Genomic DNA, 20664 nt, shown 5'->3' on the forward strand with positions numbered 1-20664 from the left:
CTAGCCGACCTCCAGGCCCCGGAGCAGCGGCGCCCGCACCCGCGTTTCGCGGGCGAACTGCGGAATGGTGACCGCGTTCTGCCCGCGAAACGCGGTGGCGAACGCCACGTGATCGGCGCTGGTCGAGACCCCACTGACTGGGTCCGTGCCCGGGATGCGGCCGTTCGACGTGTCGTTACGCTGAGGGGCGTGTGTGGAATCGTGGGATATGTCGGGCACAGGCAGGCACTCGACGTGGTTCTCGGCGGCCTTCGCCGCATGGAGTACCGCGGGTACGACTCGGCGGGCGTCGCTGTGCTCACGGACGGCAAGGACCTGGTCGTCGAACGCAAAGCGGGCCGCCTCGCCAACCTCGAGGCCGCGCTCGACACCGTCGGCCGCGACGCCTTCGCCGGCACCGCCGGTATGGGCCACACCCGCTGGGCCACACACGGTGCTCCGGTCGACCGCAACTCCCACCCTCACCGCGACTCCACGGGCCGGGTCGCGGTCGTGCACAACGGCATCATCGAGAACTTCGCGGCGCTGCGGTCCGAGCTCGAGGACGCGGGCGTCGAGCTGACCAGCGACACCGACACCGAGACCACAGCACACCTCATCGCCCGCGCGTACGACCACGGCGACACCGCCGGCGACCTGCCCGCCAGCGTGCGCGCCGTCTGCCGCCGCCTCGAAGGGGCGTTCACCCTGGTCGTCACCCACGCCGACCAGCCCGACCTCGTGGTCGCGGCACGCCGCTCGTCACCGCTGGTGGTCGGTGTCGGTGACGGGGAGACGTTCGTCGCGTCCGACGTCGCGGCCTTCATCGAGCACACCCGCGAGGCCGTCGAACTCGGCCAGGACCAGCTCGTGGTGATCGACCGCGACGGCTACCGGGTCACGGACTTCCACGGGGAGCCCGCCGAGGGCAAACCGTTCACGGTCGACTGGGACCTCTCCGCCGCCGAGAAGGGCGGCCACGAGTACTTCATGCTCAAGGAGATCGAGGAGCAGCCGGACGCGCTCGCCAACACGTTGCGCGGGCACTTCGAGTCCGGGCGCATCGTGCTCGACGAGCAGCGCATGTCCGACCAGGATCTGCGGGACGTCGACAAGGTCTTCGTCGTCGCCTGCGGCTCCGCCTACCACTCCGGGCTCGTCGCCAAGTACGCCATCGAGCACTGGACCCGCCTCCCGGTGGAGGTCGAGCTGGCGAGTGAGTTCCGTTACCGCGACCCGGTGCTCGACCGGGACACGCTCGTGGTGGCCGTCTCGCAGTCCGGTGAGACCGCCGACACGTTGGAGGCGGTGCGCCACGCGAGGGAGCAGAAGGCCAGGGTGCTGGCGGTCTGCAACACCAACGGCGCCCAGATCCCGCGCGAGTCGGACGCGGTGCTCTACACGCACGCCGGGCCCGAGATCGGGGTCGCGTCCACGAAGGCGTTCCTCGCTCAGGTGGCGGCGAACTACCTCGTGGGTCTGGCACTCGCCCAGGCTCGGGGCACGAAGTACCCCGACGAGGTGGCGCGCGAGTTCGCCGAGCTCGAAGCGATGCCGTCGGCCGTCAAGTCTGTCCTGAGCACTGTGGACCAGGTCCGCGACCTGGGCAGGCGGATGTCGGACTCGCGGGCGGTGTTGTTCCTCGGCAGGCATGTCGGCTTCCCCGTCGCCCTGGAGGGCGCGCTGAAGCTGAAGGAACTCGCCTACATGCACGCGGAGGGATTCGCGGCGGGTGAGCTGAAGCACGGTCCGATCGCGCTGATCGAGGAAGGGCTGCCCGTGGTGGTGGTCATGCCGTCGCCGAAGGGACGTGCCGTGCTGCACGCCAAGATGGTGTCCAACATCAGCGAGATCCAGGCGCGGGGCGCGCGCACCATCGTGATCGCCGAGGAGGGCGACGAGCGGGTGAAGCCGTTCGCCGACGAGCTCGTCGAGGTGCCCGCCGTGCCGACGCTGCTGCAGCCGCTCGTCTCCACGGTTCCGCTGCAGGTGCTGGCCGCCGAGATCGCGCGGTCTCGCGGCTACGACGTCGACAAGCCGCGCAACCTCGCCAAGTCCGTCACCGTCGAGTAGCGCCACCGTGCGCGGCGTCTGGACCACGTCCCGGGTGCGGTCCGCGGAGGACAGGCTTCTCGCGCGCACACCGGAGGGCGCCCTCATGCGGAGGGCGGCGTACGGGGTGTCCGTGCGGGCGGCGGAACTGCTGACGGCACACACCGGCCGAGTCGCGGGCACGCGCGTGGTGTTGGTCGTGGGCGCGGGCAACAACGGTGGTGACGCGCTGTGGGCGGGCCACTTCCTGCGGCGGCGTGGGGTCGGGGTGACCGCGGTGTTGCTGCGCCCGGACAAGACCCACCCCGAGGGACTCGCCGTGTTGCGACGCGCGGGCGGGCGGGTGTGCACGGCTGAGGCAGCCGACCTCGAGAAGGCCGACCTGGTGATCGACGGTGTGGTGGGGCTCTCCGCCAGGGGACCGTTGCGACCGGACGCAGCCGCGCTGTTCGCGCAGGTCACCGCTCCCGTGCTCGCCGTGGACCTCCCGAGCGGCGTCGACCCCGACACGGGTGCGGTCACGGGACCCGCCGTGCGGGCGACGAGCACCGTGACGTTCGGTGCGCTCAAGCCCGTGCACGTGTTGAACCCGCAGTACTGCGGTGACACCGTGTTCGTCGACCTCGGACTGGGAGACGAGCTCGGCGATCCGGACCTGAGCCGGCTCGACGTCGCCGACGTCGCTGCGGCCTGGCCCCTGCCGAAGCCGCAGGACAACAAGTACACGCAGGGCGTCACCGGGGTGGCCGCCGGATCGTCGGCGTATCCGGGTGCGGCCGTGCTGGCGGCGGGTGCCGCCGTCCGCGCGAAGGCGGGCATGGTGCGTTACGCCGGCCACGCCGCCGACGTGGTCCGGCAACACTGGCCGGAGGTCGTGGCCACCGGCTCCATCACCGACGCGGGCCGGGTGCAGGCCTGGGTCGTCGGACCCGGTCTCGGCACCGGCCGGGAAGGGCGGGACGTCCTCGCGACCGCACTCGAGCAGGGTGTCCCCGTGTGCGCGGACGCCGACGCGATCACCATCGTCGCGGAACATCCCGAGGTGCTCGACGCCCGCGACCCCGACACGCCGCTGCTGCTCACCCCGCACGACGGGGAGTTCGAGCGCTTGACCGGTGCCACGCCGGGTGAGGACAGGGTGGCGGCCGTGCGCGAGGCCGCTCGCCGGTTCCGGGCAGTGATCCTGCTGAAGGGCCACTGCACCGTGATCGCGGACCCGCGCGGTCGAGTGCTGGTGAACCGCCCCCGGGGAGCGTGGCTCGCCACCGCGGGTTCCGGCGACGTGCTCTCGGGCCTGATCGGCGGGTTGCTCGCGGCAGGTCTCGACCCGTGGTGGGCCGCGGGGGTCGCCGCCGACGTGCACGCGCGAGCCGGTGAGCTCGCGGCGCGCGGGGCGCCGACGTCGGCGTCCGCTGTGTTGGCGGCCGTGCCGGACGCGATCAGGCAGGTTCTGTCGTTGGTGGAATGACGGGAATCGGCGTCGGCCGCTTCGCGACCCGGTGGTCGCCCGAGGAACGGCCGCGCACGCGACGGTAGACCCACGGCCCCACGAACCTCGCGAGCCAGCCCAGGTCGTCGGCGACTCTGCTTACTACGGTCCGGCGCTCGCCGGCGGGCAGCGGCCTCGACCAGCTGTCGTCGCTACCGGGAAGGCCGAGGGCTTGGGCGAAGGCCGCCGCGATGCGGGCGTGGCCCACCGGGTTCGCGTGGAGCCGGTCGGGGCACCACAGGCGCGAATCGGTGATCACCGAGTACCCGAAGGTGTCGACCAGTGCGACGCCGTGCCGAGCGGCGGACGTGCGGATGCTCGCGTTCAGGTCCAGCACCCGGTGCCGCAGGGGTCGCAGGATCGGGGTGAGCTGGGACAGGTCGGGGAATGTGAGCGTGGCCACCCGGGCTCCCGAGGCGGTGAGCTCGGCGAACATGTCGTCCAGGCACGCTCCGACCTCGGTGGCGCTGAACGAGGGGCGGACGAGGTCGTTCATGCCCGCCACCACGGTGACCAGGGCGGGACGGAGCGCGAGGGCGACGTCGAGCTGCTCGTCCCTCACCTGCCGGGCGAACCTGCCGCGCACCGCGAGGTTGGCGTAGTGCAGGTCCGGAGTGAGCCCGGCCAGCTGCTCGGCGAGGCGGTCGGCGAAGCCGCGCCAGCCGCCCGAGCCGTCGGGATCGCCGACGCCTTCGGTCTGGCTGTCCCCGATCGCGACGTATCCGGTCGGGCCCATGGCACCTCCGCGCGGTCGACAGGTGTGCTTCCGCAGCCGGCCGCCGCGACTATAACCGGCCGCAGGCGGCTCAGGACGGGGCCGCGGACCGCATTTCGCCCGCGAAACGCGGTCCGTGGTGCCGCGCCGGGCGCGTTTCGCGGGCAGAACGCTGTCGAGCGCGTGGGTGCGCGTTTCGCGGGCTAAACGCGGTTGGGGGTCCGCCGGGCCACGTTTCGCGGGCTGAACGCGGTTCCCGGCGCCCCTCGCGGACCGAAAGTCGTTTCGCACATGGACTGGGGAGCCGCGGGTTGTCAAGCTCTGTTCCATGACCAACAACGAGGTTTTGGTGGCGGGCGTCGACTCGTCCACGCAGTCGACGAAGGTGATGGTGTGCGACGCACGGACCGGCGCCGTGGTGCGCAGCGGTCGCGCCGAGCACCCGGACGCCACGGAGGTCGACCCGGCGGAGTGGTGGTCGGCGTTCACGTCGGCCACCGACGGGCTCCTGGACGGCGTGTCGGCCATCGGCGTCGCGGGGCAGCAGCACGGCATGGTCACCGTGGACGACCGTGACGCGATCGTGCGCCCGGCCCTGTTGTGGAACGACACCCGGTCGGCCGCCGCCGCCGCGGACCTGGTGGCCGAGCTGGGGGGACCGCAGGCGTGGGCGGAGGCGGTGGGTTTGGTGCCGGTCGCCAGCTTCACCGTCACCAAGCTGCGTTGGCTCGCGGAGCACGAGCCGGAGGCCGCAGACCGGGTGGCGAGGGTGATGCTGCCCCACGACTGGCTGACCTGGCGACTCACCGGCGGTGAGCCGAGCACCGACCGCGGTGACGCCTCGGGAACCGGGTACTTCTCCCCGGCCGACGACACCTACCGCAAGGATCTGCTCGCCCACGCGTTCGGCGGTCGCAGCCCCGAGCTGCCGCGCGTGCTCGACCCGGCTGCCGCGGCGGGACACACCCCGGACGGGATGCTCGTGTCCGCGGGCACCGGCGACAACATGGCCGCGGCACTGGCCCTGGGTGTCGGCGCGGGCGACGTGGTGGTCTCGCTCGGCACCAGCGGCACGGTGTTCGGGGTCAGTGAGACACCGGCGGCCGACCCGAGTGGCGCCGTCGCCGGGTTCGCCGACGCCACGGGGCGGTTTCTCCCGCTGGCCTGCACCCTCAACGCCGCCCGGGTGTTGACCTCCACCGCGGCGCTGCTCGGCGTCGACCTTGCGGAGTTCGACCGCCTCGCGTTGAGCGCCGCGCCCGGTGCGGGCGGTCTCACGTTCCTGCCGTACCTCGACGGCGAGCGCACACCCAACCTGCCCGAGGCCGCCGGCTCCCTCCTCGGACTGCGTCGCGACAGCATGACCCCGGAGAACGTGGCTCGCGCGGTGGTCGAGGGGATGCTGTGCGGGCTGGCCGTCGGGTTGGACGCGGTCCGCGGGTACGGCATCACGGTGCGCAGGGTGCTGCTCATCGGTGGGGCGGCGCAGTCGGCGAGCGTGCGTGCGATCGCACCCGTCGTGTTCGGGGTGCCGGTCGTGGTGCCGCAGCAGGGTGAGCACGTGGCGATCGGCGCGGCCCGCCAGGCCGCCTGGGCTCTCGCGGGGACGTCGGAACCGCCGAATTGGGACACCGATGTCGCCGCCCGGTTGCCGGAGCCGTCGGCCGGGGACGTCGACCAGGGTGAACACATCCGGCAGCGGCACATCGAGGCCCGGCGTCAGGTGCACGGTCTCTGAGCGTGTGGTGGGTACATTGACGGCAGGGACGGGGCGCTCACAGGCGCCCCGAGGTCGAGGAGAAGGGGCCTGATCATGTTGCGTGGGGTGACCCGGTGAGCACGGCGTCGTTGCCCCGTGCCGAGGTCGTGGTGGACCTCGGGGCCGTGCGGCACAACGTACGGCTCCTGTCGTCGCGAGCGGCGGCCTCCGGGGCGAGCACGATGGCTGTGGTCAAGGCCGACGCGTACGGTCACGGCGCCGTCGCCGTGGCGCGGGCGGCGCTCGAGGCGGGCGCCACGTGGCTGGGTGTCGCGTCGCTGGACGAGGCGCTCGCGCTGCGGGAGGCCGGGTTCACCAGCCGCATGCTGTGCTGGCTGGAGACGCCGGACGTGGACTACACGGCCGCGGTCCGCCACGACGTCGACGTGTCGGTGAGCTCCGAGGCGGAGCTGGCGCGGGTCGCCGGCGCGGCCGCCGAGGTCGGTGGCCGCGCCAGGGTGCACTTGAAGATCGACACCGGCCTGTCGCGCAACGGGTGCCCCGCCGAGCTGTGGCCCAGCCTGGTGAAGGCCGCGGCGGCGGAGGGCGGCGTCGAGGTCGTCGGCATGTGGTCGCATCTCGCGTGCGCCGACGAGCCCGGTCATCCCGCCATCGACGCCCAGGCCGCGCGGTTCGCCGACGCCTACGACGTCGCGCGTGAAGCCGGGTTGTCGCCGCTTCGGCACCTGGCGAACTCGGCCGCCACGCTCACCCGCCCTGACCTGCACTTCGAGCTCGTCCGGCCGGGTATCGCGGTCTACGGTCTGAACCCGGTGCCGCAGCCGGAGGACCTCCGGCCCGCCATGACGTTCCGGTCGTGTGTCGTGATGACCAAGCGCATCAAGGCCGGCGACTCCGTGTCGTACGGCCAGACCTGGACCGCGAGCCGCGACACGACGCTCGCGCTGGTACCGGTCGGGTACGCCGACGGGGTCCCGCGCACGCTGTCCGGCCGGATGAGCGTGTGGCTGGACGGAGCGCGTCGACCGGTCGCCGGGCGGGTGTGCATGGACCAGCTCGTCGTCGACTGCGGTGACCACGAACCGGAACCGGGCGCCGAGGTCGTGCTGTTCGGCACGGGCGACGGGGGCACACCCACGGCCACCGAGTGGGCCGACACGATCGGCACCATCGACTACGAGATCGTCACCGGCATGTACCGGCCACGTGTACGTCGCCGTTACCTCGGGACGGAGCGGGACGGCACGTGACGTTCACGTCCGGCGACGAGGCGTCCGGCGTGCACCACTTGGCGGGGTCCCGCACCGACCGGACCTCCACGATCGCCGCCGACGACGGCGCCCCGCTGGCGGTGGAGGAGATCGAACCGGCGGGCGGGAAGGCCGACGTCACGGTGGTGGCGGTGCACGGGTTCGCGCTGTCCCGCCGCAGCTGGTTCCTCCAGCGACGCGGTTTCGAACGGGCGGCGTTGCCCGGCGTGAAGCACGTGTACTACGACCATCGTGGGCACGGGCAGTCCGCGCCGTCGGATGCGCGGCAGAGCACCATCGAACAGCTCGCCCTCGACCTGCACGCCGTGCTGCGGACGGTCGCGCCGGACACGCCCGTGGTGCTGTTGGGTCACTCCATGGGCGGCATGGTGATCATGGAGTTGGCGCAGACCCGTCCGGAGCTCTTCGCCGACCGGGTGCGCGGCGTCGGCCTGATCGCGACGGCCGCCGGAGAGGTGGGTGCGCAGGGGCTGCCGCGGTCGCTGCTGTCGAAGTACAACCCGCTGATGCGGGGAGTCGGTGAGCTCGCGGAGTGGCAGCCTGGTCTGGTCGAGTTCGTGCGCGCCGCCGGCGGGCAGCTCACCCGGGCAGCGGTGCGCAGGCTCGCGTTCGGCAGCCAGGACGTCCCCTCGGAGCTCGTCGACTTCCTCCTCGAGATACTGCAGGAGACGCCCGTGCGTCAGCTCGCGCACTTCGTCGACACGCTGGGCAGCCACAACCGGTACGCCGCGCTGGCCGGGTTGAAGCACACGGACGTGGTGGTGATGGGCGGTGTCGCCGACCGGTTGACGCCGTTCGTGCATGCCGAACGCATCGCCGCCGAGCTGCCGAAGGCGACGCTGGTGCGGGTGGAGGACGGCGGGCACATGCTGCCCCTGGAACACCACACGCTGGTGAACCACCACGTCGGCGAACTGGTGCGGCGAGCGCGGGCGGCGCAGTGACCGACGGGCAGGAGGGAATCCCGTGACGCAGGTGAGTGTGGAGCTGCCGACACCCGACGACGCCATGGAGTTCGGACGGGTGTTGGGCAGGCTGTTGCGGGCGGGTGACCTGGTGTTGCTGGCCGGTCCGCTCGGGGCGGGCAAGACCACGATGACCCGGGGCATCGCCGACGGCATGGGGGTGTCGGGCCGGGTCAGCTCGCCGACGTTCGTGCTCGCGCGTGTGCATCCGGCGAGGGAGGCGGGGGTGCCGCTCGTGCACGTCGACGCGTACCGGCTGGGCGGCGACCTGGCGCAGCTCGACGACCTGGACCTCGACACCGAGCTCGAACGGGCGGCGCTCGTGGTGGAGTGGGGCGAGGGCGTGGCCGAGCGGCTGGTCGAGGACGACTACCTGGTGGTGCGCCTCGACCGCCGTCCCGACGACGTGCGTGTGGTGGAGCTCGAACCCCATGGCGCGTGGGTGGCGCGCGTGTCCGAGGCGCGTTTAGCGGGCTGAACGCGGTTCGCGGGCGCAGTGTGAGGCCCGGCGGCCGCGTTTCGCGGGCAGAACGCGGTCACTGCGGCGCGCGCACGGCGTACTGGCCGAACGCCGGTTCGAGGGCGTCGAAGGCGATCTCCGCGTCGCGGGAGAGTTGTTCCGCGACGGCGTCGAGTTCGAGCCCGTCGAGGATCAGGCGCACGGTGTCGTCGAACAGCACGCGAAGCAGCGAGGTCAGCGTCGCGGCCACGACCTTGTGCAGGACGTCGTCCGGGGCCGCGTCCGTCTCCTCGGCGAGCGTGTCGCGCAGCGAGGCCTGCCGGTAGTCGTGGAAGTGGCGCAGCCGGGACACGAGCACGGGGCTGTCGGCGACCATCTGCGCGAACTCGCGACCGGCGAATCCGGCCATCGGGTCCCGCTCGGCCACTTGCGTCAGGTAGGCCGCTCGCACGGCGGCGAGTGCGCTCTCACCCGGTCGGCGGGCGCGCACGGCGTTGGCGGGCATGTCGGCGAACCGCTCGTTGAGTGCCCACGCGAGGTCTTCTTTGCGGGGGAAGTAGTTGGTGACCGTCATCTTGGAAACACCGGCGGCGTCGGCGATCTCGGCGATCGTGACGTTGTCGAAGCCGCGTTGCATGAAGAGGCGGCTCGCGTGCCGCGAGATGTTCTCCCTGGTCTGGCGCTTCTTCCGTTCCCGGAGACTCAGCTGTTCCGTGCCCATGCGGGGCAGTGTAACTGGACCCGGCCAAAAATTATGTTTGACCTAAAACTAGGTCGGGTCTAGTGTCGGTGCTCCGACAAGGAAGGCGGCTCGTGACACCTGATCCCACGACGATCCACCCGCTGCGCGAACACGAACGGGTGGTCTTTCTCAAGCCGTTGGTGACCGCTCCCCACATCGTGGTGGGCGAGTACACCTACTACGACGACCCGCACCACGCCACCGAGTTCGAGACCCGCAACGTCCTCTACGCGTACGGGCCGGAACGACTCGTCATCGGCAAGTACTGCGCGATCGCCTCGGGTGCGACGTTCCTGATGGCGGGAGCCGAACACCCCACGATGGGCGTGTCGACCTACCCGTTCACGATGTTCGGCGGGCAGTGGGCCGAGCGCACGCTCGACCTCGTCACCGGCATGCCCAGCAGGGGCGACACCGTGATCGGCAACGACGTCTGGATCGGCTACCGGGCCACGGTGCTGCCCGGCGTGCGGATCGGCGACGGCGCGATCATCGCGGCCGGCGCGATGGTGACGGCCGACGTGCCGCCCTACACGATCGTCGGCGGAAATCCCGCGAAGCCGATCCGTGCCCGCTTCGACGACGCCGACGTCGACGCACTCCTCCGTGCCGCCTGGTGGGACTGGCCGGTGGAGCTGGTCACCGAACACGCCCGTTCGATCATGGCGGGCACCCCGGCCGACATCGCGCGCATCGCAGCGGAACACGGATTGGAGCGCCCATGACGACACCCGCCATCACCGACCACTGGGTGGCCGGGGAGCGCGGCAGCGGAACCGGTCCGTACGGCGTGACCGTCGGCCCCGACGGCGCGGTGTGGTTCACCATGGCCCGCTCGGGGTGCGTCGGCCGGTGGGTTCCGGGTGAGGAACCGACGCTGCACCGCCTCGCTCCCGACTGCCAACCCACGGTGATCGTCACCGGTCCGGACGGCGCGCTGTGGTTCACCGAGACCCAGGGCCACCGCATCGGCCGCCTCACCACGGACGGCGAGCTCACCGAGTTCGCGACACCCACGGGCGAGTCCGGCCCGTACGGGCTCACGGTGGGTCCGGACGGTGCGATGTGGTTCACCGAACTGAACGCCGACCGGATCGGGCGGATCACGAGCACCGGGGAGATCACCGAGTACCCGCTGACACGCGCGGGCGCCTTCCCGTCGGCGATCGCCACGGGCGCCGACGACGCCCTGTGGTTCACGATGAACCAGGCGAACGCCGTGGGGCGCCTGGCGATGGACGGCACCGTGACGGTGTACGACCTGCCCACCGAGGCGGCGGGCCCGGTCGGACTCACCGCGGGAGACGACGGAGCGCTGTGGTTCGTGGAGATCATGGCCGGTCAACTCGGGCGCATCACCACGACGGGCGAGATCACCGAGTATCCCCTGCCCGACCGGAACGCGAAGCCCCACGCGATCACCGCCGGAGGTGACGGGAGGTGCTGGTTCACGGAGTGGGGTTCGGGCCGCGTCGGTTCGATCACGTCCGAGGGTGTCATCGACGTGTACGACCTGCCCGTCCCCGCGAGCGAACCGCACGGCATCGCCGTCGGCCCCGACGGGGTCGTCTGGGCCGCGTTGGAGGTGGGCGCGCTGGCGCGCATCGACACCCGGAGGCGAGACGGCTGACCAGCCGGAGGACATGCACCGACGACATCCTGGGGGTTCTGTGAGTGAGAAGGCTGTCGACGTCGAGGTCGAGTTCGACCGGCAGGTCGAGCGCCTCGTCGAGCTGGGCTATCCCGAACTGGCGGGCCGGCCGGCCGAACGCTTCGGCGAGTCGGTGGCGCCGCTGCGTGAGCTGGTGAGGTCGCGAACGATCGGCGAGCACGACCCGGAGAACGGGCGGGTGGGGTTCGCGCTCGTGGTGACCCGGCGGCTGGTGCCGATCGAGCAGGCGATGCAGCGGACGGCGCTGGTCGGGAGGAGTACGCCCGGGTTCGTCGACCGGTCCTTCGAGGAGGGTTCACTGGCGCGGTTCGTCGCACCGGAGGCGGTGCACGTGCCCGACGCGGACGCCTACCTGCTGTTCGACGTCGACCGGGGCGAGGAGTTCTGCGGCGCGGTCCCGGTCGACGCGATGGACGCGATCGCCGGGCGCGAGCGCACCGTACTGACCATCGAGGAGGGCATCGCGCTGCTCACGCTGTATCCGGAGGTGCTGGTGAAGAACAAGTGCTACATGCTGGGCGGCTCGCGCTGTGGCGACCGCCGGGTGCCCGCTCTCTGGATCAGCCGGAACGCGCCGAAGCTGGGGTGGTGCTGGGAACGCAACCCGCACACCTGGCTCGGGATGGCCTCCGCGGCGAGCCGGGTGGCGGCCGCCTGACCGCGTTTCGCGGGCAGAACGCGGTCGGGCTCGGCTGCGGTGGCGCGTTTCGCGGGCAAAATGCGGTCGGCGGGCGGTGGCGCGTTTCGCGGGCGGAACGCGATTCGCCTCGGCCGTGGGGCCACGTTCCGCGGGCGGACGGCGGTCGGCCCTCCGGCGCCGACCGCGTTTCGCGGGCAGAACGCGGTCGGCGGGCGGCCGGGCCGCCCCACCGGCGCTGGTCGTAGGCTCGAAGGGTGCTTGTACTCGCCATCGACACCGCCACGCCCGCCGTGACGGCCGGTGTCGTCGATCTGGGGGAACAGTCGGCCACCGTGCTCGCCGAGTGCGTCACCCACGACGCCCGCGCCCACGGCGAGCTGCTGACCCCGCACGTGCTGGAGGCCGTCGGCGCCGCCGGAACGACGCTGCACGACCTCGACGCCGTGGTGTGCGGGGTGGGGCCGGGCCCGTTCACCGGGTTGCGGGCGGGCATCGTCACGGCGGCCGCGCTGGGTGACAGCCTCGGCATCCCCGCGTACCCGGTGTGCAGTCTCGACGCCATCGCCGCCGACGTGGTGCGTGACGCCGACGCGCCCGAGCCGTTCGCGGTGGTCACCGACGCCCGGCGGCGTGAGGTGTACTGGGCCGCCTACGACGCCGACGGCACCCGCACGAGCGGGCCCGAGGTGTCGAAGCCGGCCGACCTCGACGAGGCCCTTCGCCGCGTCGAGCACGCCCACCCCACCCCGGCCGGCCTGGCCCGGGTGGCTGCGAACGCGGTGGTGTCCGGGGCCGAGCCGGATCCGCTCACTCCGCTCTACCTGCGCCGTCCCGACGCCACGTTGCCGGGCGCGCGGAAGCGGGTGACGACGCCGTGAGGCTCGAACCGCTGCGTCGTCGCCACATCCGCGCGTGTGTGGAGATCGAGCGACTCCTGTTCTCCGGCGACGGCCCGTGGAGTGCGGCGGCGTTCCACGCCGAGCTCGACGCGGGCGGGTACTACCTGGCCGCGTTGGACGACGAGGACGACCGCCTGCTGGGCTATGCGGGGTTGGCCGTGGTCGGCAGGCCGGGCGACTGGGAGACGGGCCTGCACACCATCGCCGTCCACCCGGATCACCAGGGCAAGGGGATCGGGACCGCGTTGCTGCGCGCCCTGCTCGTTCGCGCGGACGAGTTGAGCGCGGCGGTGGTGCTGGAGGTTCGCACCGACAACGACACCGCGATCGCGCTGTACGAGCGGTACGGGTTCGAGCGGGTCGGGCTGCGCAAGCGGTACTACCAGCCGTCGGGTGCCGACGCGTACACGATGGTGCGACCGGCGCGTCGCACGCAGGAGGTGGCAGGCTGATGCCCAGGATCGTGATGGGCGTGGAGAGCTCGTGCGACGAGACGGGCGTCGGGCTGGTGCGCCTGCACGACGACGGCACCGTCGAGTTGCTCGCCGACGAGGTCGCCAGCAGCGTGGAGCTGCACGCGCGCTTCGGCGGTGTGGTGCCCGAGGTGGCGAGTCGCGCTCACCTGGAGGCCATGGTTCCCACGGTGCGCAGGGCGTTCGACACCGCGGGCCTGGCGATGTCCGATGTGGACGCCATTGCCGTGACGGCGGGGCCGGGGCTGGCCGGTGCGCTGCTGGTGGGCGTGTCGGCGGCGAAGGCCTACGCCGCCGCGCTGGACGTCCCGCTGTACGGCGTGAACCACCTCGCGGGACACATCGCCGTCGACACCCTGCAGCACGGTCCGCTGCCCACTCCGTCGCTGGCGCTGCTGGTCTCGGGCGGACACACCCAGCTGCTGCGGGTCGACGACATCGCGGGCAAGATCACCGAGGTCGGCTCCACGGTGGACGACGCGGCGGGGGAGGCCTACGACAAGGTCGCCCGCGTGCTCGACCTCCCGTACCCGGGTGGCCCGCCGATCGACAAGGCGGCCCGCGAGGGCGACCCGACGGCGATCGCGTTCCCCCGGGGTATGACGGGCCCGCGCGACCCGGCGTTCGACTTCTCGTTCTCGGGGTTGAAGACGGCGGTGGCCCGGTGGGTCGAGGCGGCGGAGGCGCGCGGTGAGGAGGTCCCCGTGGCCGATGTCGCCGCGTCGTTCCAGGAGGCGGTGGCCGACGTGTTGACCGCCAAGGCCGTCAGGGCGGCCACCGAGTCCGGTATCGGCACGCTGGTGATCTCGGGTGGGGTGGCCGCGAACTCGCGGCTCGGGGCGCTGGCGGCCGAGCGGTGTGCCGAGGCGGGCATCGAGCTGCGCGTCCCGAGGCCGAGGTTGTGCACGGACAACGGCGCGATGATCGCCGCGCTCGGCGCTCACCTCGTGGCGGCCGGTGTCGCGCCGAGTCCGCTCGATCTGTCGGCGAACCCGGCGCTGCCGGTCAGCACCGTCTGCCTGTGACCGGCCGAACCGGACTCAGCGCGGGGTGACCTCGCTGAGTCCGGGATGCCGGTCGGCGACGACGAACGACGCCCGTGTCCGCACGGGCGCGCCCGGCCGGGTGACGTGGTCGACGACCCGGAAGTCCGCCCGCAGCTCGTCGCGCGTGAGCCGGGTGCGGACGTAGCCGCGTTGGTTGTTGCGGAACTTGATGTGCGGGTTGCGCTGCAGGTCCGGGTGTTCGGCGGGGTCGGAGTCGGCGCCGTCGCCACCCGAGGTGACGGAGCTGGTGACCAGCTCGGTGCCGATCACGGGACTGTCGGGGTCGGCGTAGTCGGCTTTCAGCTCGTTCGCCCAGTGCGTGTGCACGTCGCCGGTGAGCACCACGGGGTTGCGCACGCCCGCGGCCACCCAGCCTTCCGCGATGCGCTCCTGCGAGCCCTGGTAGCCGTCCCAGGCGTCCATGCTGACCGCGCCCGTGTCGTTGACCCGGCGCGCGAAGAACACCTGCTGGCCGAGCACGTCCCAGCGGGCCCGGGACCGTCGGAACTGGCCGAGCAGCCACCGTTCCTGCTCGTCGCCGGTGAGCGAGCGGGCGGGGTCCACGGCGTCCTCGCAGACCTTCCAGCCGTCGTCGCACGCCTGGTCGTCGCGGTACTGGCGGGTGTCGAGCATGTGGAAGTTCGCCAACGCTCCCCAGGACACGGTGCGGTAGAGCTGGATGTGCGATCCGCTGGGGCGGTTGCGGCGGCGCAGCGGCATGTTCTCGTAGTACGCGCGGAACGCGTTCGCCCGCCGTTGCAGGAAGTTCGGCTGCGGGATCTCGGGCTTCTCGTGGACGTCGGCGGCCCAGTTGTTGTCGACCTCGTGGTCGTCGGGCACCACGAGCCACGGTGCCACCGCGTGGGCGGCCTGCAGGTCGGTGTCGGTGCGGTACTGCGCGTAGCGCTGCCGGTAGTTCGCGAGCGTCTCGGTCTCCGGGCCGCGGTGGTCGCGGACGTTGCCGTCGGGCGAGACGTAGGAGTCCGGCCGGTACTCGTAGACGTAGTCGCCGAGGTGCAGCACCAGGTCGGGCTCGTCCTCGGCCAGGCGCCGGTAGGCGGTGAAGTACCCGTGCTCGTACTGCGAGCAGGAGGCGAACGCCATCGCGAGGCCCGCGCCGAGCACACCGGGGGCGGGGGCGGTGCGGGTGCGTCCGACCGGGGAGAGGAACCGGCCGCACCGGAAGCGGTAGAAGTACTCCCGTCCCGGCGCCAGCCCCGCGACCTCCGCGTGGACCGCGTACCCGGCGTCGGCGTTCGTCGTCTCGTGGCCACGCCGGACGACGTGGCGGAACCGCTCGTCGCGGGCGAGTTCCCACTGCACGGTGACGGTGCGCCGGCTCATGCCGCCGAGTCCGTCGTCGGCGAGAGGGTCCGGGGCGAGGCGGGTCCACAGCACGACGCTGTGCTGGTCCGGTTCCCCGGACGCGACCCCGAGGGTGAACACCTCGCCGCGCAGTGGTGCGCCCGCGCCCTGTGCGGCAGCGGCGCGGGCGGAGGGTCCGAGGGCGCCGAGGGAGCCCGCGGCAGTGAGCGCCGTGGCGCCCAGGGCGGCTCCGCCGAGCAGCACCTGCCTGCGGCTCGGCACGATCGGTGACGGATGCTTCTCACCGTAAGCGGGCATGGATCGTCTCCCAACGTGGTCTCGATCAGCCGGAACGCACACAGCCTGTCGACGTGTGGTGACCGAATGGTCCCGCGCGAGTGAGCGGGAAGTGAATACTGCGTTCGCGGGAGGTGCAGCGCCGCCGGGTGCGGAACGGGGACGTCGACCACGGTGTCGTCGCCGGTGTCGCCGGTACCGCGCTGACCAGGGAGGAGGACGTCACCCCACCCTGGTTGCGCGGCTAGCACTCCGATGGCTAGAGTGCTAATTGCACGGCACCGCACACGCCCCGGCACCCGCGACGGCGGGGTGGTAGGAGCCGTACCCAACTAGGTACCTGCCAACGCTTTGGAAGACCCGTGGAGGTCACACCGGTGAGCGTGAACATCAAGCCGCTCGAGGACAAGATCGTTGTCCAGACGAGCGAGGCCGAGGAGACGACGGCTTCCGGCCTCGTCATTCCCGACACCGCTAAGGAGAAGCCCCAGGAGGGCAAGGTCCTGGCCGTGGGCCCGGGCCGCGTCGACGACAAGGGCAACCGCATCCCCGTGGATGTCAAGGAAGGCGACGTCGTCATCTACTCCAAGTACGGCGGCACCGAGGTCAAGTACAACGGCGAGGAGTACTTGATCCTGTCCGCTCGCGACGTGCTGGCCGTCATCAACTGACGACCGCCTCGCGTCGAAACGCCCCGGGCCCCCGCACACGCCGGGGTACCGGGGCGTTTCGCCTTTCTCTAGAGAGGTTTCCCCATGCCTAAGCAGATCAACTTCGACGAGGACGCTCGTCGGGCGCTCGAACGCGGGGTGAACAAGCTCGCCGACGCCGTCAAGGTGACCCTCGGCCCGAGTGGCCGTCACGTCGTGCTGGACAAGAAGTTCGGCGGCCCCACCGTCACCCTCGACGGTGTCACCGTGGCGCGTGAGATCGAGCTCGACGACCCGTTCGAGAACCTCGGCGCACAGCTGGCGAAGAACGTCGCCACCAAGACCAACGACGTGGTCGGCGACGGCACCACGACGTCGACGGTGCTCGCGCAGGCGCTGGTGAACGTCGGCCTGCGCAACGTGGCCGCCGGCGCCAATCCCGCCGCGCTCGGCCGGGGTATCGAGGCCGCGGCCGAGAAGGTCGTGGAGCTGCTGAAGTCCAAGGCCACCCCGGTCAAGGGACGCGACAACATCGCGCAGGTCGGCACGGTCACCTCCCGCGACGCCAACATCGGTGCGTTGCTGGGTGAGGCCGTCGAGAAGGTCGGCGAGGACGGCGTCATCACGGTGGAGGAGTCGTCGACACTCGCCACCGAGCTCGACATCACCGAGGGCGTCCAGTTCGACAAGGGCTACCTGTCGGCCCACTTCGCCACCAACCCCGAGGAGCAGCGCGCGATCCTCGAGGACGCTTTCGTGCTGCTCCACCGCGAGAAGATCTCGGCGCTGGCCGACCTGCTCCCGTTGCTGGAGAAGGTCGCCGAGGCCAAGAAGCCGCTGCTGATCATCGCGGAGGACGTCGAGGGCGAGGCCCTGTCCACCCTGGTGGTCAACTCGGTGCGCAAGACGATCAGCGCCGTGGCCGTCAAGGCGCCGTTCTTCGGCGACCGCCGCAAGGCGTTCCTGGACGACCTGGCCGTGGTGACGGGCGCCCAGGTGATCTCCAGCGAGGTCGGCCTGAAGCTGTCCGAGGTCGGGACCGAGGTGCTGGGCAAGGCCCGCCGCATCGAGGTCACCAAGGACACCACCACGATCGTGGACGGCGCGGGCACGAAGGACGACCTTCAGGCCCGCATCGCGCAGATCCGCAAGGAGATCGAGACCACCGACTCCGACTGGGACCGCGAGAAGCTCCAGGAGCGCCTCGCCAAGCTCGGCGGCGGTGTCGCGGTCATCAAGGTGGGCGCGGCGACCGAGACGGAGCTGAGCGAGCGCAAGCACCGCATCGAGGACGCGGTGGCCTCCACCAAGGCCGCGGTCGAGGAGGGCATCGTGCCCGGCGGTGGCTCGGCTCTCGCGCACATCGCGAAGGAGCTCGACGACCTTGGCCTGACCGGGGACGAGGCGCTCGGCGTCAAGATCGTGCGCGAGTCCTTGACGGCACCGCTGTACTGGATCGCCAGCAACGCGGGCCACGAGGGCGCCGTCATCGTGTCCAAGGTGAGCGAGCAGAAGTGGGGCGAGGGGCTCAACGCCGCCACGGGCGAGCTGACCGACCTGCTCGCCGCGGGCATCATCGACCCGGTCAAGGTCACTCGCTCGGCGGTGTCCAACGCGGCGTCGATCGCCCGGCTCGTGCTCACCACCGAGAGCTCGGTGGTGGAGAAGCCTGAGGAGGACGACGACGCGGCCGGTCACGGCCACGCTCACTGATCACCCGGCGAGCGTAGAGAGACGACGAACGGGCGGCACTCGCGGTGAGTGCCGCCCGTTCGTGTGTCCGCCCGGGTCACTCGCCCAGCTTCCCGGACGGAGTTCGGTGCGGGAGGGGAACGTCCCGCGAGTGCCGATCAGCGTGCGGTCAACGTGAGTGACCGCTTCTGCGACCGGATGATGGCGTCTCGTTCGGACTCGGACAGTCCACCCCAGATGCCGTACGGTTCGTGGACGGCGAGTGCGTGCTCCCGGCACAGCTGGAGTACCGGGCAGGTGTGGCAAATCGCCTTCGCCCGGGCCTCCCTTCGCGCTCGTGCCGGCCCCCGCTCCCCGTCAGGGTGAAAGAACGAGCCGCTGTCCATCCCCCGGCAAGCTCCCTCCAGTTGCCAGTCCCAAACATCCGCGTTCGGGCCAGGGAGTCTGCGCGTGTCTGCCATTTTCGTGACCGCCTCCGATATCCGGCACCACGCGGCCGGATTGTGCAGTTGTCGTAGTGCGACTACTCCATTTGGTGCAACGGCCGTAACGCTAGAAGCCCATCCGGCGAATGTTCAAGGCCTGTCAGTGGAATCAGCCGATAGGCGTGTCCGTCTACTGTGATCGGTGACACGGCGCCCAAAAATGGTGCAATCGTTTCACTCGGGCGAGTTTCACCAGGTGATCCAGTTGTATTTCGAGGATGAAAAGGGCCCTACCCGCTGTGCTGTCGTGCACTCGTCCGGGTCACGATGAGGGCATGCCGATCGTCGAAAAAGTGCTGCGAACCGCCGCGTTCGGTGGAAGCGCCTCCGTGCCGGAGGGGGGCCAGGAGTCGGATGAGCCTCCGGGAGCCCTTCGGCGGTCCCCGTCGTCCGCGCACGCCCCGCAGGTGCGGCAGTGGCTGGAGGCGGTGGTGCACGGCGCGTGCGGTCGGTATGCCGCGGCGGCGGCGCTGCTGGAGCCGTTGACCCGCCACCGTGTCGCGGTGGTGGCCTCGCTGGCGGCGTCGGCCCTCGCGTCGCACCGGCGGCAGCTCGGTGGGCATGCCGCCGCCCTGCGGCTCGACGGTCTGGCCCTGCGCAGGGCGATCGAGGCCGGCGAGGTCCGGGAGGCGGGCGGGGCGGCCTCAGCAGGGTGGGAGCGTGACGATCCGGATGGCCTGGACGTTTCCGGCGCACTCGCCGACGCCTTGATCGGGCTGGCCGCCGACCATCTCGGACTGGGCCGGCTGGTCGAGGCGGAGGTGCTCTTGAGGAGAGCCGCCGCGGTGGTGGCCGTCGGTGGGGGCTGGCGTGCCGAGGTGCGACTCGGGTGGGTGCGCGCGGAGCTGTCCCTCGCGTCCGGGCGGCCGTCCGACAGCGTTTCGCCCGCGGAACGCGCTCTGGCTGCCTCGCGGGAAAAACGGGCGGGCCGGCACGCCGCCAAGTCGGGTCTGATCCTCGGGGCGGCGTTGGCGGCTCGTCGCGAAACGGGGGACGGCGAGCGCGCGCGGGAGCTCGTGGAATCGGCATTGGCGTCGGCCGAGCAAAACGGATGGCGGTCACTGGTGTGGCCCGCTCACGCACTTCTTGCCGATCTCGAAACGGAACACGAACAGGCAGTTTGGAACCGCTCCAAAACTACTGATGAGTTGAACGCGTTGCTCGCGTCCACCGATCCGGTGGGACGGCGGTTGGCCCTCGACTCGCCATGGGTGCCGATCTAGGCCGTTTCCTGGGCGAGAGGGGCCATGCCGACATCTGGGCGAAGATTTCTCCAAAAAAAGCCACCGGATCGTGTCAAGGTGACACCTAAAGCGTCCGATAGGGGAAGAGGAATGTCACCCGGCTGCAGGAAGGAACCCCTGTGACGACGGTCTTGATCTGCGACGACCGACGCAGTGTCCGCGAAGGACTCACGCGCGTGATGTCCGCTGTTCCCGGCGTCAGTCGCATCGACTGCGTAGCGCACGGTGACGAGTTGCTCGCCCGGTACTCCCGCCAGCCCGTCGACGTCGTGCTCGTGGGCACGCAGCGTGCTGTGCCGACCGGTGTCGAGGCCACCCGCCGGTTGGTCTCCGCCAACCCGCAGGCGAACGTCATCGTGTTCGGCGCCCCCGACGACGCCGGCAGCATCGCTGCCGCCATCGCCGGCGGTGCTCGCGGCTACCTGAGGTGGGACGCTTCCCGTCCCGAGCTCGTCGCCGCGCTCGCTCACACGCTCGCCAGCACGTCCGTGCCCGCGCCCCGTCAGCCCTCCGACCCTGGCGTCCAGCTCACCGAGCGCGAGCTGCAGGTGCTGCGTGGGATGAGCCAGGGCAAGAGCAACGGGCAGATCGGTCGCGAGCTCTACCTGTCCGAAGACACCGTGAAGACCCACGCCCGCCGTTTGTTCCGCAAGCTCGGCGTGCGCGACCGTGCTCAGGCCGTCGCGCACGGCTTCCGACGCGGTCTCGTCTCCTGAATGGGTCGGTGTCGCCAACTCCGCAGTGTCCCTGATCCCCCCGCACACGCCACGCCGGCACGCCGGTGTGGCGTGTCACGTTGTGGGGACGACCCGTGCTCGGAAAGCCGATGATCGTCGACATGTCGACCACTGAGGTGCGGTCCGTCGTC

The 20664-nt window shown here is 71.3% G+C and carries 20 protein-coding genes; 16 read left to right on the plus strand and 4 right to left on the minus strand.

Going from position 1 to position 20664, the window contains the following annotated elements:
• Window positions 1-189: 189 nt before the first annotated feature.
• Window positions 190-2052 carry a glutamine--fructose-6-phosphate transaminase (isomerizing) gene (gene glmS / locus SACAZDRAFT_RS15795; RefSeq protein WP_005443355.1) on the plus strand — a complete coding sequence of 621 codons (1863 nt, stop codon included), beginning with the start codon at window positions 190-192 and terminating at the stop codon, window positions 2050-2052.
• Window positions 2053-2059: 7 nt separating this feature from the next.
• On the plus strand, window positions 2060-3499 hold the full coding sequence (locus SACAZDRAFT_RS15800; protein ID WP_005443356.1) for an NAD(P)H-hydrate dehydratase: 1440 nt from the start codon (window positions 2060-2062) through the stop codon (window positions 3497-3499).
• On the opposite strand, the gene SACAZDRAFT_RS15805 is transcribed toward SACAZDRAFT_RS15800, so the two are convergent.
• Window positions 3471-4256: an SGNH/GDSL hydrolase family protein gene (locus SACAZDRAFT_RS15805; RefSeq protein ID WP_005443358.1), complete on the minus strand. Its 786-nt coding sequence runs from the start codon at window positions 4254-4256 to the stop codon at window positions 3471-3473. The two genes, SACAZDRAFT_RS15800 and SACAZDRAFT_RS15805, sit on opposite strands and share 29 nt — an antisense overlap.
• A 307-nt stretch (window positions 4257-4563) precedes the next feature.
• Between SACAZDRAFT_RS15805 and xylB the strand changes: the two genes are divergently transcribed.
• The 4 genes from xylB to tsaE all read left to right on the plus strand — a co-directional run bounded on the left by xylB (window position 4564) and on the right by tsaE (window position 8669).
• Window positions 4564-5973, plus strand: coding sequence for a xylulokinase (gene xylB / locus SACAZDRAFT_RS15810; RefSeq protein ID WP_005443359.1), 1410 nt, complete (start codon window positions 4564-4566; stop codon window positions 5971-5973).
• Window positions 5974-6068: 95 nt separating this feature from the next.
• Window positions 6069-7205 (plus strand): alanine racemase, encoded by a 1137-nt coding sequence (gene alr, locus SACAZDRAFT_RS15815; protein WP_005443361.1) that lies wholly within the window; start codon window positions 6069-6071, stop codon window positions 7203-7205.
• Window positions 7202-8170, plus strand: coding sequence for an alpha/beta fold hydrolase (locus tag SACAZDRAFT_RS15820; RefSeq protein ID WP_005443363.1), 969 nt, complete (start codon window positions 7202-7204; stop codon window positions 8168-8170). Before alr ends, SACAZDRAFT_RS15820 begins: the two co-directional genes overlap by 4 nt.
• Window positions 8171-8192: 22 nt before the next feature.
• Window positions 8193-8669, plus strand: coding sequence for a tRNA (adenosine(37)-N6)-threonylcarbamoyltransferase complex ATPase subunit type 1 TsaE (gene tsaE / locus SACAZDRAFT_RS15825; protein WP_005443364.1), 477 nt, complete (start codon window positions 8193-8195; stop codon window positions 8667-8669).
• A 58-nt stretch (window positions 8670-8727) separates the two neighbouring features.
• Here tsaE and SACAZDRAFT_RS15830 read toward each other — a convergent pair whose 3' ends face one another.
• Complete coding sequence (locus tag SACAZDRAFT_RS15830) at window positions 8728-9372, minus strand: TetR/AcrR family transcriptional regulator (RefSeq protein ID WP_005443365.1); 645 nt, start codon at window positions 9370-9372, stop codon at window positions 8728-8730.
• A gap of 92 nt (window positions 9373-9464) precedes the next feature.
• Between SACAZDRAFT_RS15830 and SACAZDRAFT_RS15835 the strand changes: the two genes are divergently transcribed.
• The 6 genes from SACAZDRAFT_RS15835 (at window position 9465) to tsaD (ending at window position 14102) form a co-directional block, all read left to right on the plus strand.
• Entirely contained in the window at window positions 9465-10118 is a 654-nt protein-coding gene (locus tag SACAZDRAFT_RS15835; protein WP_005443366.1) for a CatB-related O-acetyltransferase, read from the plus strand.
• Window positions 10115-11023 (plus strand): Vgb family protein, encoded by a 909-nt coding sequence (locus tag SACAZDRAFT_RS15840; protein ID WP_005443367.1) that lies wholly within the window; start codon window positions 10115-10117, stop codon window positions 11021-11023. The genes SACAZDRAFT_RS15835 and SACAZDRAFT_RS15840 overlap by 4 nt, the downstream gene beginning before the upstream one ends.
• A gap of 40 nt (window positions 11024-11063) precedes the next feature.
• Window positions 11064-11723: a DUF5701 family protein gene (locus SACAZDRAFT_RS15845; RefSeq protein WP_005443368.1), complete on the plus strand. Its 660-nt coding sequence runs from the start codon at window positions 11064-11066 to the stop codon at window positions 11721-11723.
• Window positions 11724-11959: 236 nt separating this feature from the next.
• On the plus strand, window positions 11960-12583 hold the full coding sequence (gene tsaB / locus SACAZDRAFT_RS15850) for a tRNA (adenosine(37)-N6)-threonylcarbamoyltransferase complex dimerization subunit type 1 TsaB (protein ID WP_005443369.1): 624 nt from the start codon (window positions 11960-11962) through the stop codon (window positions 12581-12583).
• The gene (gene rimI, locus SACAZDRAFT_RS15855) at window positions 12580-13056 is read left to right on the plus strand and encodes a ribosomal protein S18-alanine N-acetyltransferase (protein WP_005443371.1); all 477 of its coding nucleotides are present in this window, start codon (window positions 12580-12582) and stop codon (window positions 13054-13056) included. The genes tsaB and rimI overlap by 4 nt, the downstream gene beginning before the upstream one ends.
• On the plus strand, window positions 13056-14102 hold the full coding sequence (gene tsaD, locus SACAZDRAFT_RS15860; protein WP_005443376.1) for a tRNA (adenosine(37)-N6)-threonylcarbamoyltransferase complex transferase subunit TsaD: 1047 nt from the start codon (window positions 13056-13058) through the stop codon (window positions 14100-14102). Before rimI ends, tsaD begins: the two co-directional genes overlap by 1 nt.
• A gap of 15 nt (window positions 14103-14117) precedes the next feature.
• Here tsaD and SACAZDRAFT_RS15865 read toward each other — a convergent pair whose 3' ends face one another.
• Window positions 14118-15746 (minus strand): alkaline phosphatase D family protein, encoded by a 1629-nt coding sequence (locus SACAZDRAFT_RS15865; RefSeq protein WP_005443377.1) that lies wholly within the window; start codon window positions 15744-15746, stop codon window positions 14118-14120.
• 356 nt (window positions 15747-16102) lie between these two features.
• On the opposite strand from SACAZDRAFT_RS15865, the gene groES reads away from it, so the two are divergent.
• Both groES and groL read left to right on the plus strand, forming a co-directional pair.
• A complete protein-coding gene (groES, locus tag SACAZDRAFT_RS15870) occupies window positions 16103-16396 on the plus strand; it encodes a co-chaperone GroES (protein WP_005443379.1) in 294 nt (97 codons plus the stop codon).
• An 84-nt stretch (window positions 16397-16480) separates the two neighbouring features.
• Window positions 16481-18088 carry a chaperonin GroEL gene (gene groL, locus SACAZDRAFT_RS15875; RefSeq protein WP_005443382.1) on the plus strand — a complete coding sequence of 536 codons (1608 nt, stop codon included), beginning with the start codon at window positions 16481-16483 and terminating at the stop codon, window positions 18086-18088.
• 137 nt (window positions 18089-18225) lie between these two features.
• On the opposite strand, the gene SACAZDRAFT_RS22570 is transcribed toward groL, so the two are convergent.
• Entirely contained in the window at window positions 18226-18528 is a 303-nt protein-coding gene (locus tag SACAZDRAFT_RS22570) for a WhiB family transcriptional regulator (RefSeq protein ID WP_005443384.1), read from the minus strand.
• Window positions 18529-18827: 299 nt separating this feature from the next.
• Between SACAZDRAFT_RS22570 and SACAZDRAFT_RS15885 the strand changes: the two genes are divergently transcribed.
• Complete coding sequence (locus SACAZDRAFT_RS15885) at window positions 18828-19775, plus strand: hypothetical protein (RefSeq protein WP_005443387.1); 948 nt, start codon at window positions 18828-18830, stop codon at window positions 19773-19775.
• Window positions 19776-19915: 140 nt separating this feature from the next.
• Window positions 19916-20512, plus strand: a complete 597-nt coding sequence (locus SACAZDRAFT_RS15890; protein ID WP_003073605.1) for a response regulator transcription factor — start codon at window positions 19916-19918, stop codon at window positions 20510-20512.
• The last annotated feature ends 152 nt before the right edge of the window (window positions 20513-20664 follow it).

The sequence above is a fragment of the Saccharomonospora azurea NA-128 genome, assembly GCF_000231055.2.
GTDB lineage: Bacteria > Actinomycetota > Actinomycetes > Mycobacteriales > Pseudonocardiaceae > Saccharomonospora > Saccharomonospora azurea.

Bases quoted from the DNA above. Each gene is read 5' to 3' on its own strand.
- SACAZDRAFT_RS15805 (WP_005443358.1), bottom strand. From the start codon at position 4,256: ATGGGCCCGACCGGATACGTCGCGATCGGGGACAGCCAGACCGAAGGC.
- xylB (WP_005443359.1), top strand. From the start codon at position 4,564: ATGACCAACAACGAGGTTTTGGTGGCGGGCGTCGACTCGTCCACGCAG.
- SACAZDRAFT_RS15830 (WP_005443365.1), bottom strand. From the start codon at position 9,372: ATGGGCACGGAACAGCTGAGTCTCCGGGAACGGAAGAAGCGCCAGACC.
- SACAZDRAFT_RS15840 (WP_005443367.1), top strand. From the start codon at position 10,115: ATGACGACACCCGCCATCACCGACCACTGGGTGGCCGGGGAGCGCGGC.
- tsaD (WP_005443376.1), top strand. From the start codon at position 13,056: ATGCCCAGGATCGTGATGGGCGTGGAGAGCTCGTGCGACGAGACGGGC.
- SACAZDRAFT_RS15865 (WP_005443377.1), bottom strand. From the start codon at position 15,746: ATGCCCGCTTACGGTGAGAAGCATCCGTCACCGATCGTGCCGAGCCGC.
- groL (WP_005443382.1), top strand. From the start codon at position 16,481: ATGCCTAAGCAGATCAACTTCGACGAGGACGCTCGTCGGGCGCTCGAA.
- SACAZDRAFT_RS22570 (WP_005443384.1), bottom strand. From the start codon at position 18,528: ATGGCAGACACGCGCAGACTCCCTGGCCCGAACGCGGATGTTTGGGAC.
- SACAZDRAFT_RS15885 (WP_005443387.1), top strand. From the start codon at position 18,828: ATGCCGATCGTCGAAAAAGTGCTGCGAACCGCCGCGTTCGGTGGAAGC.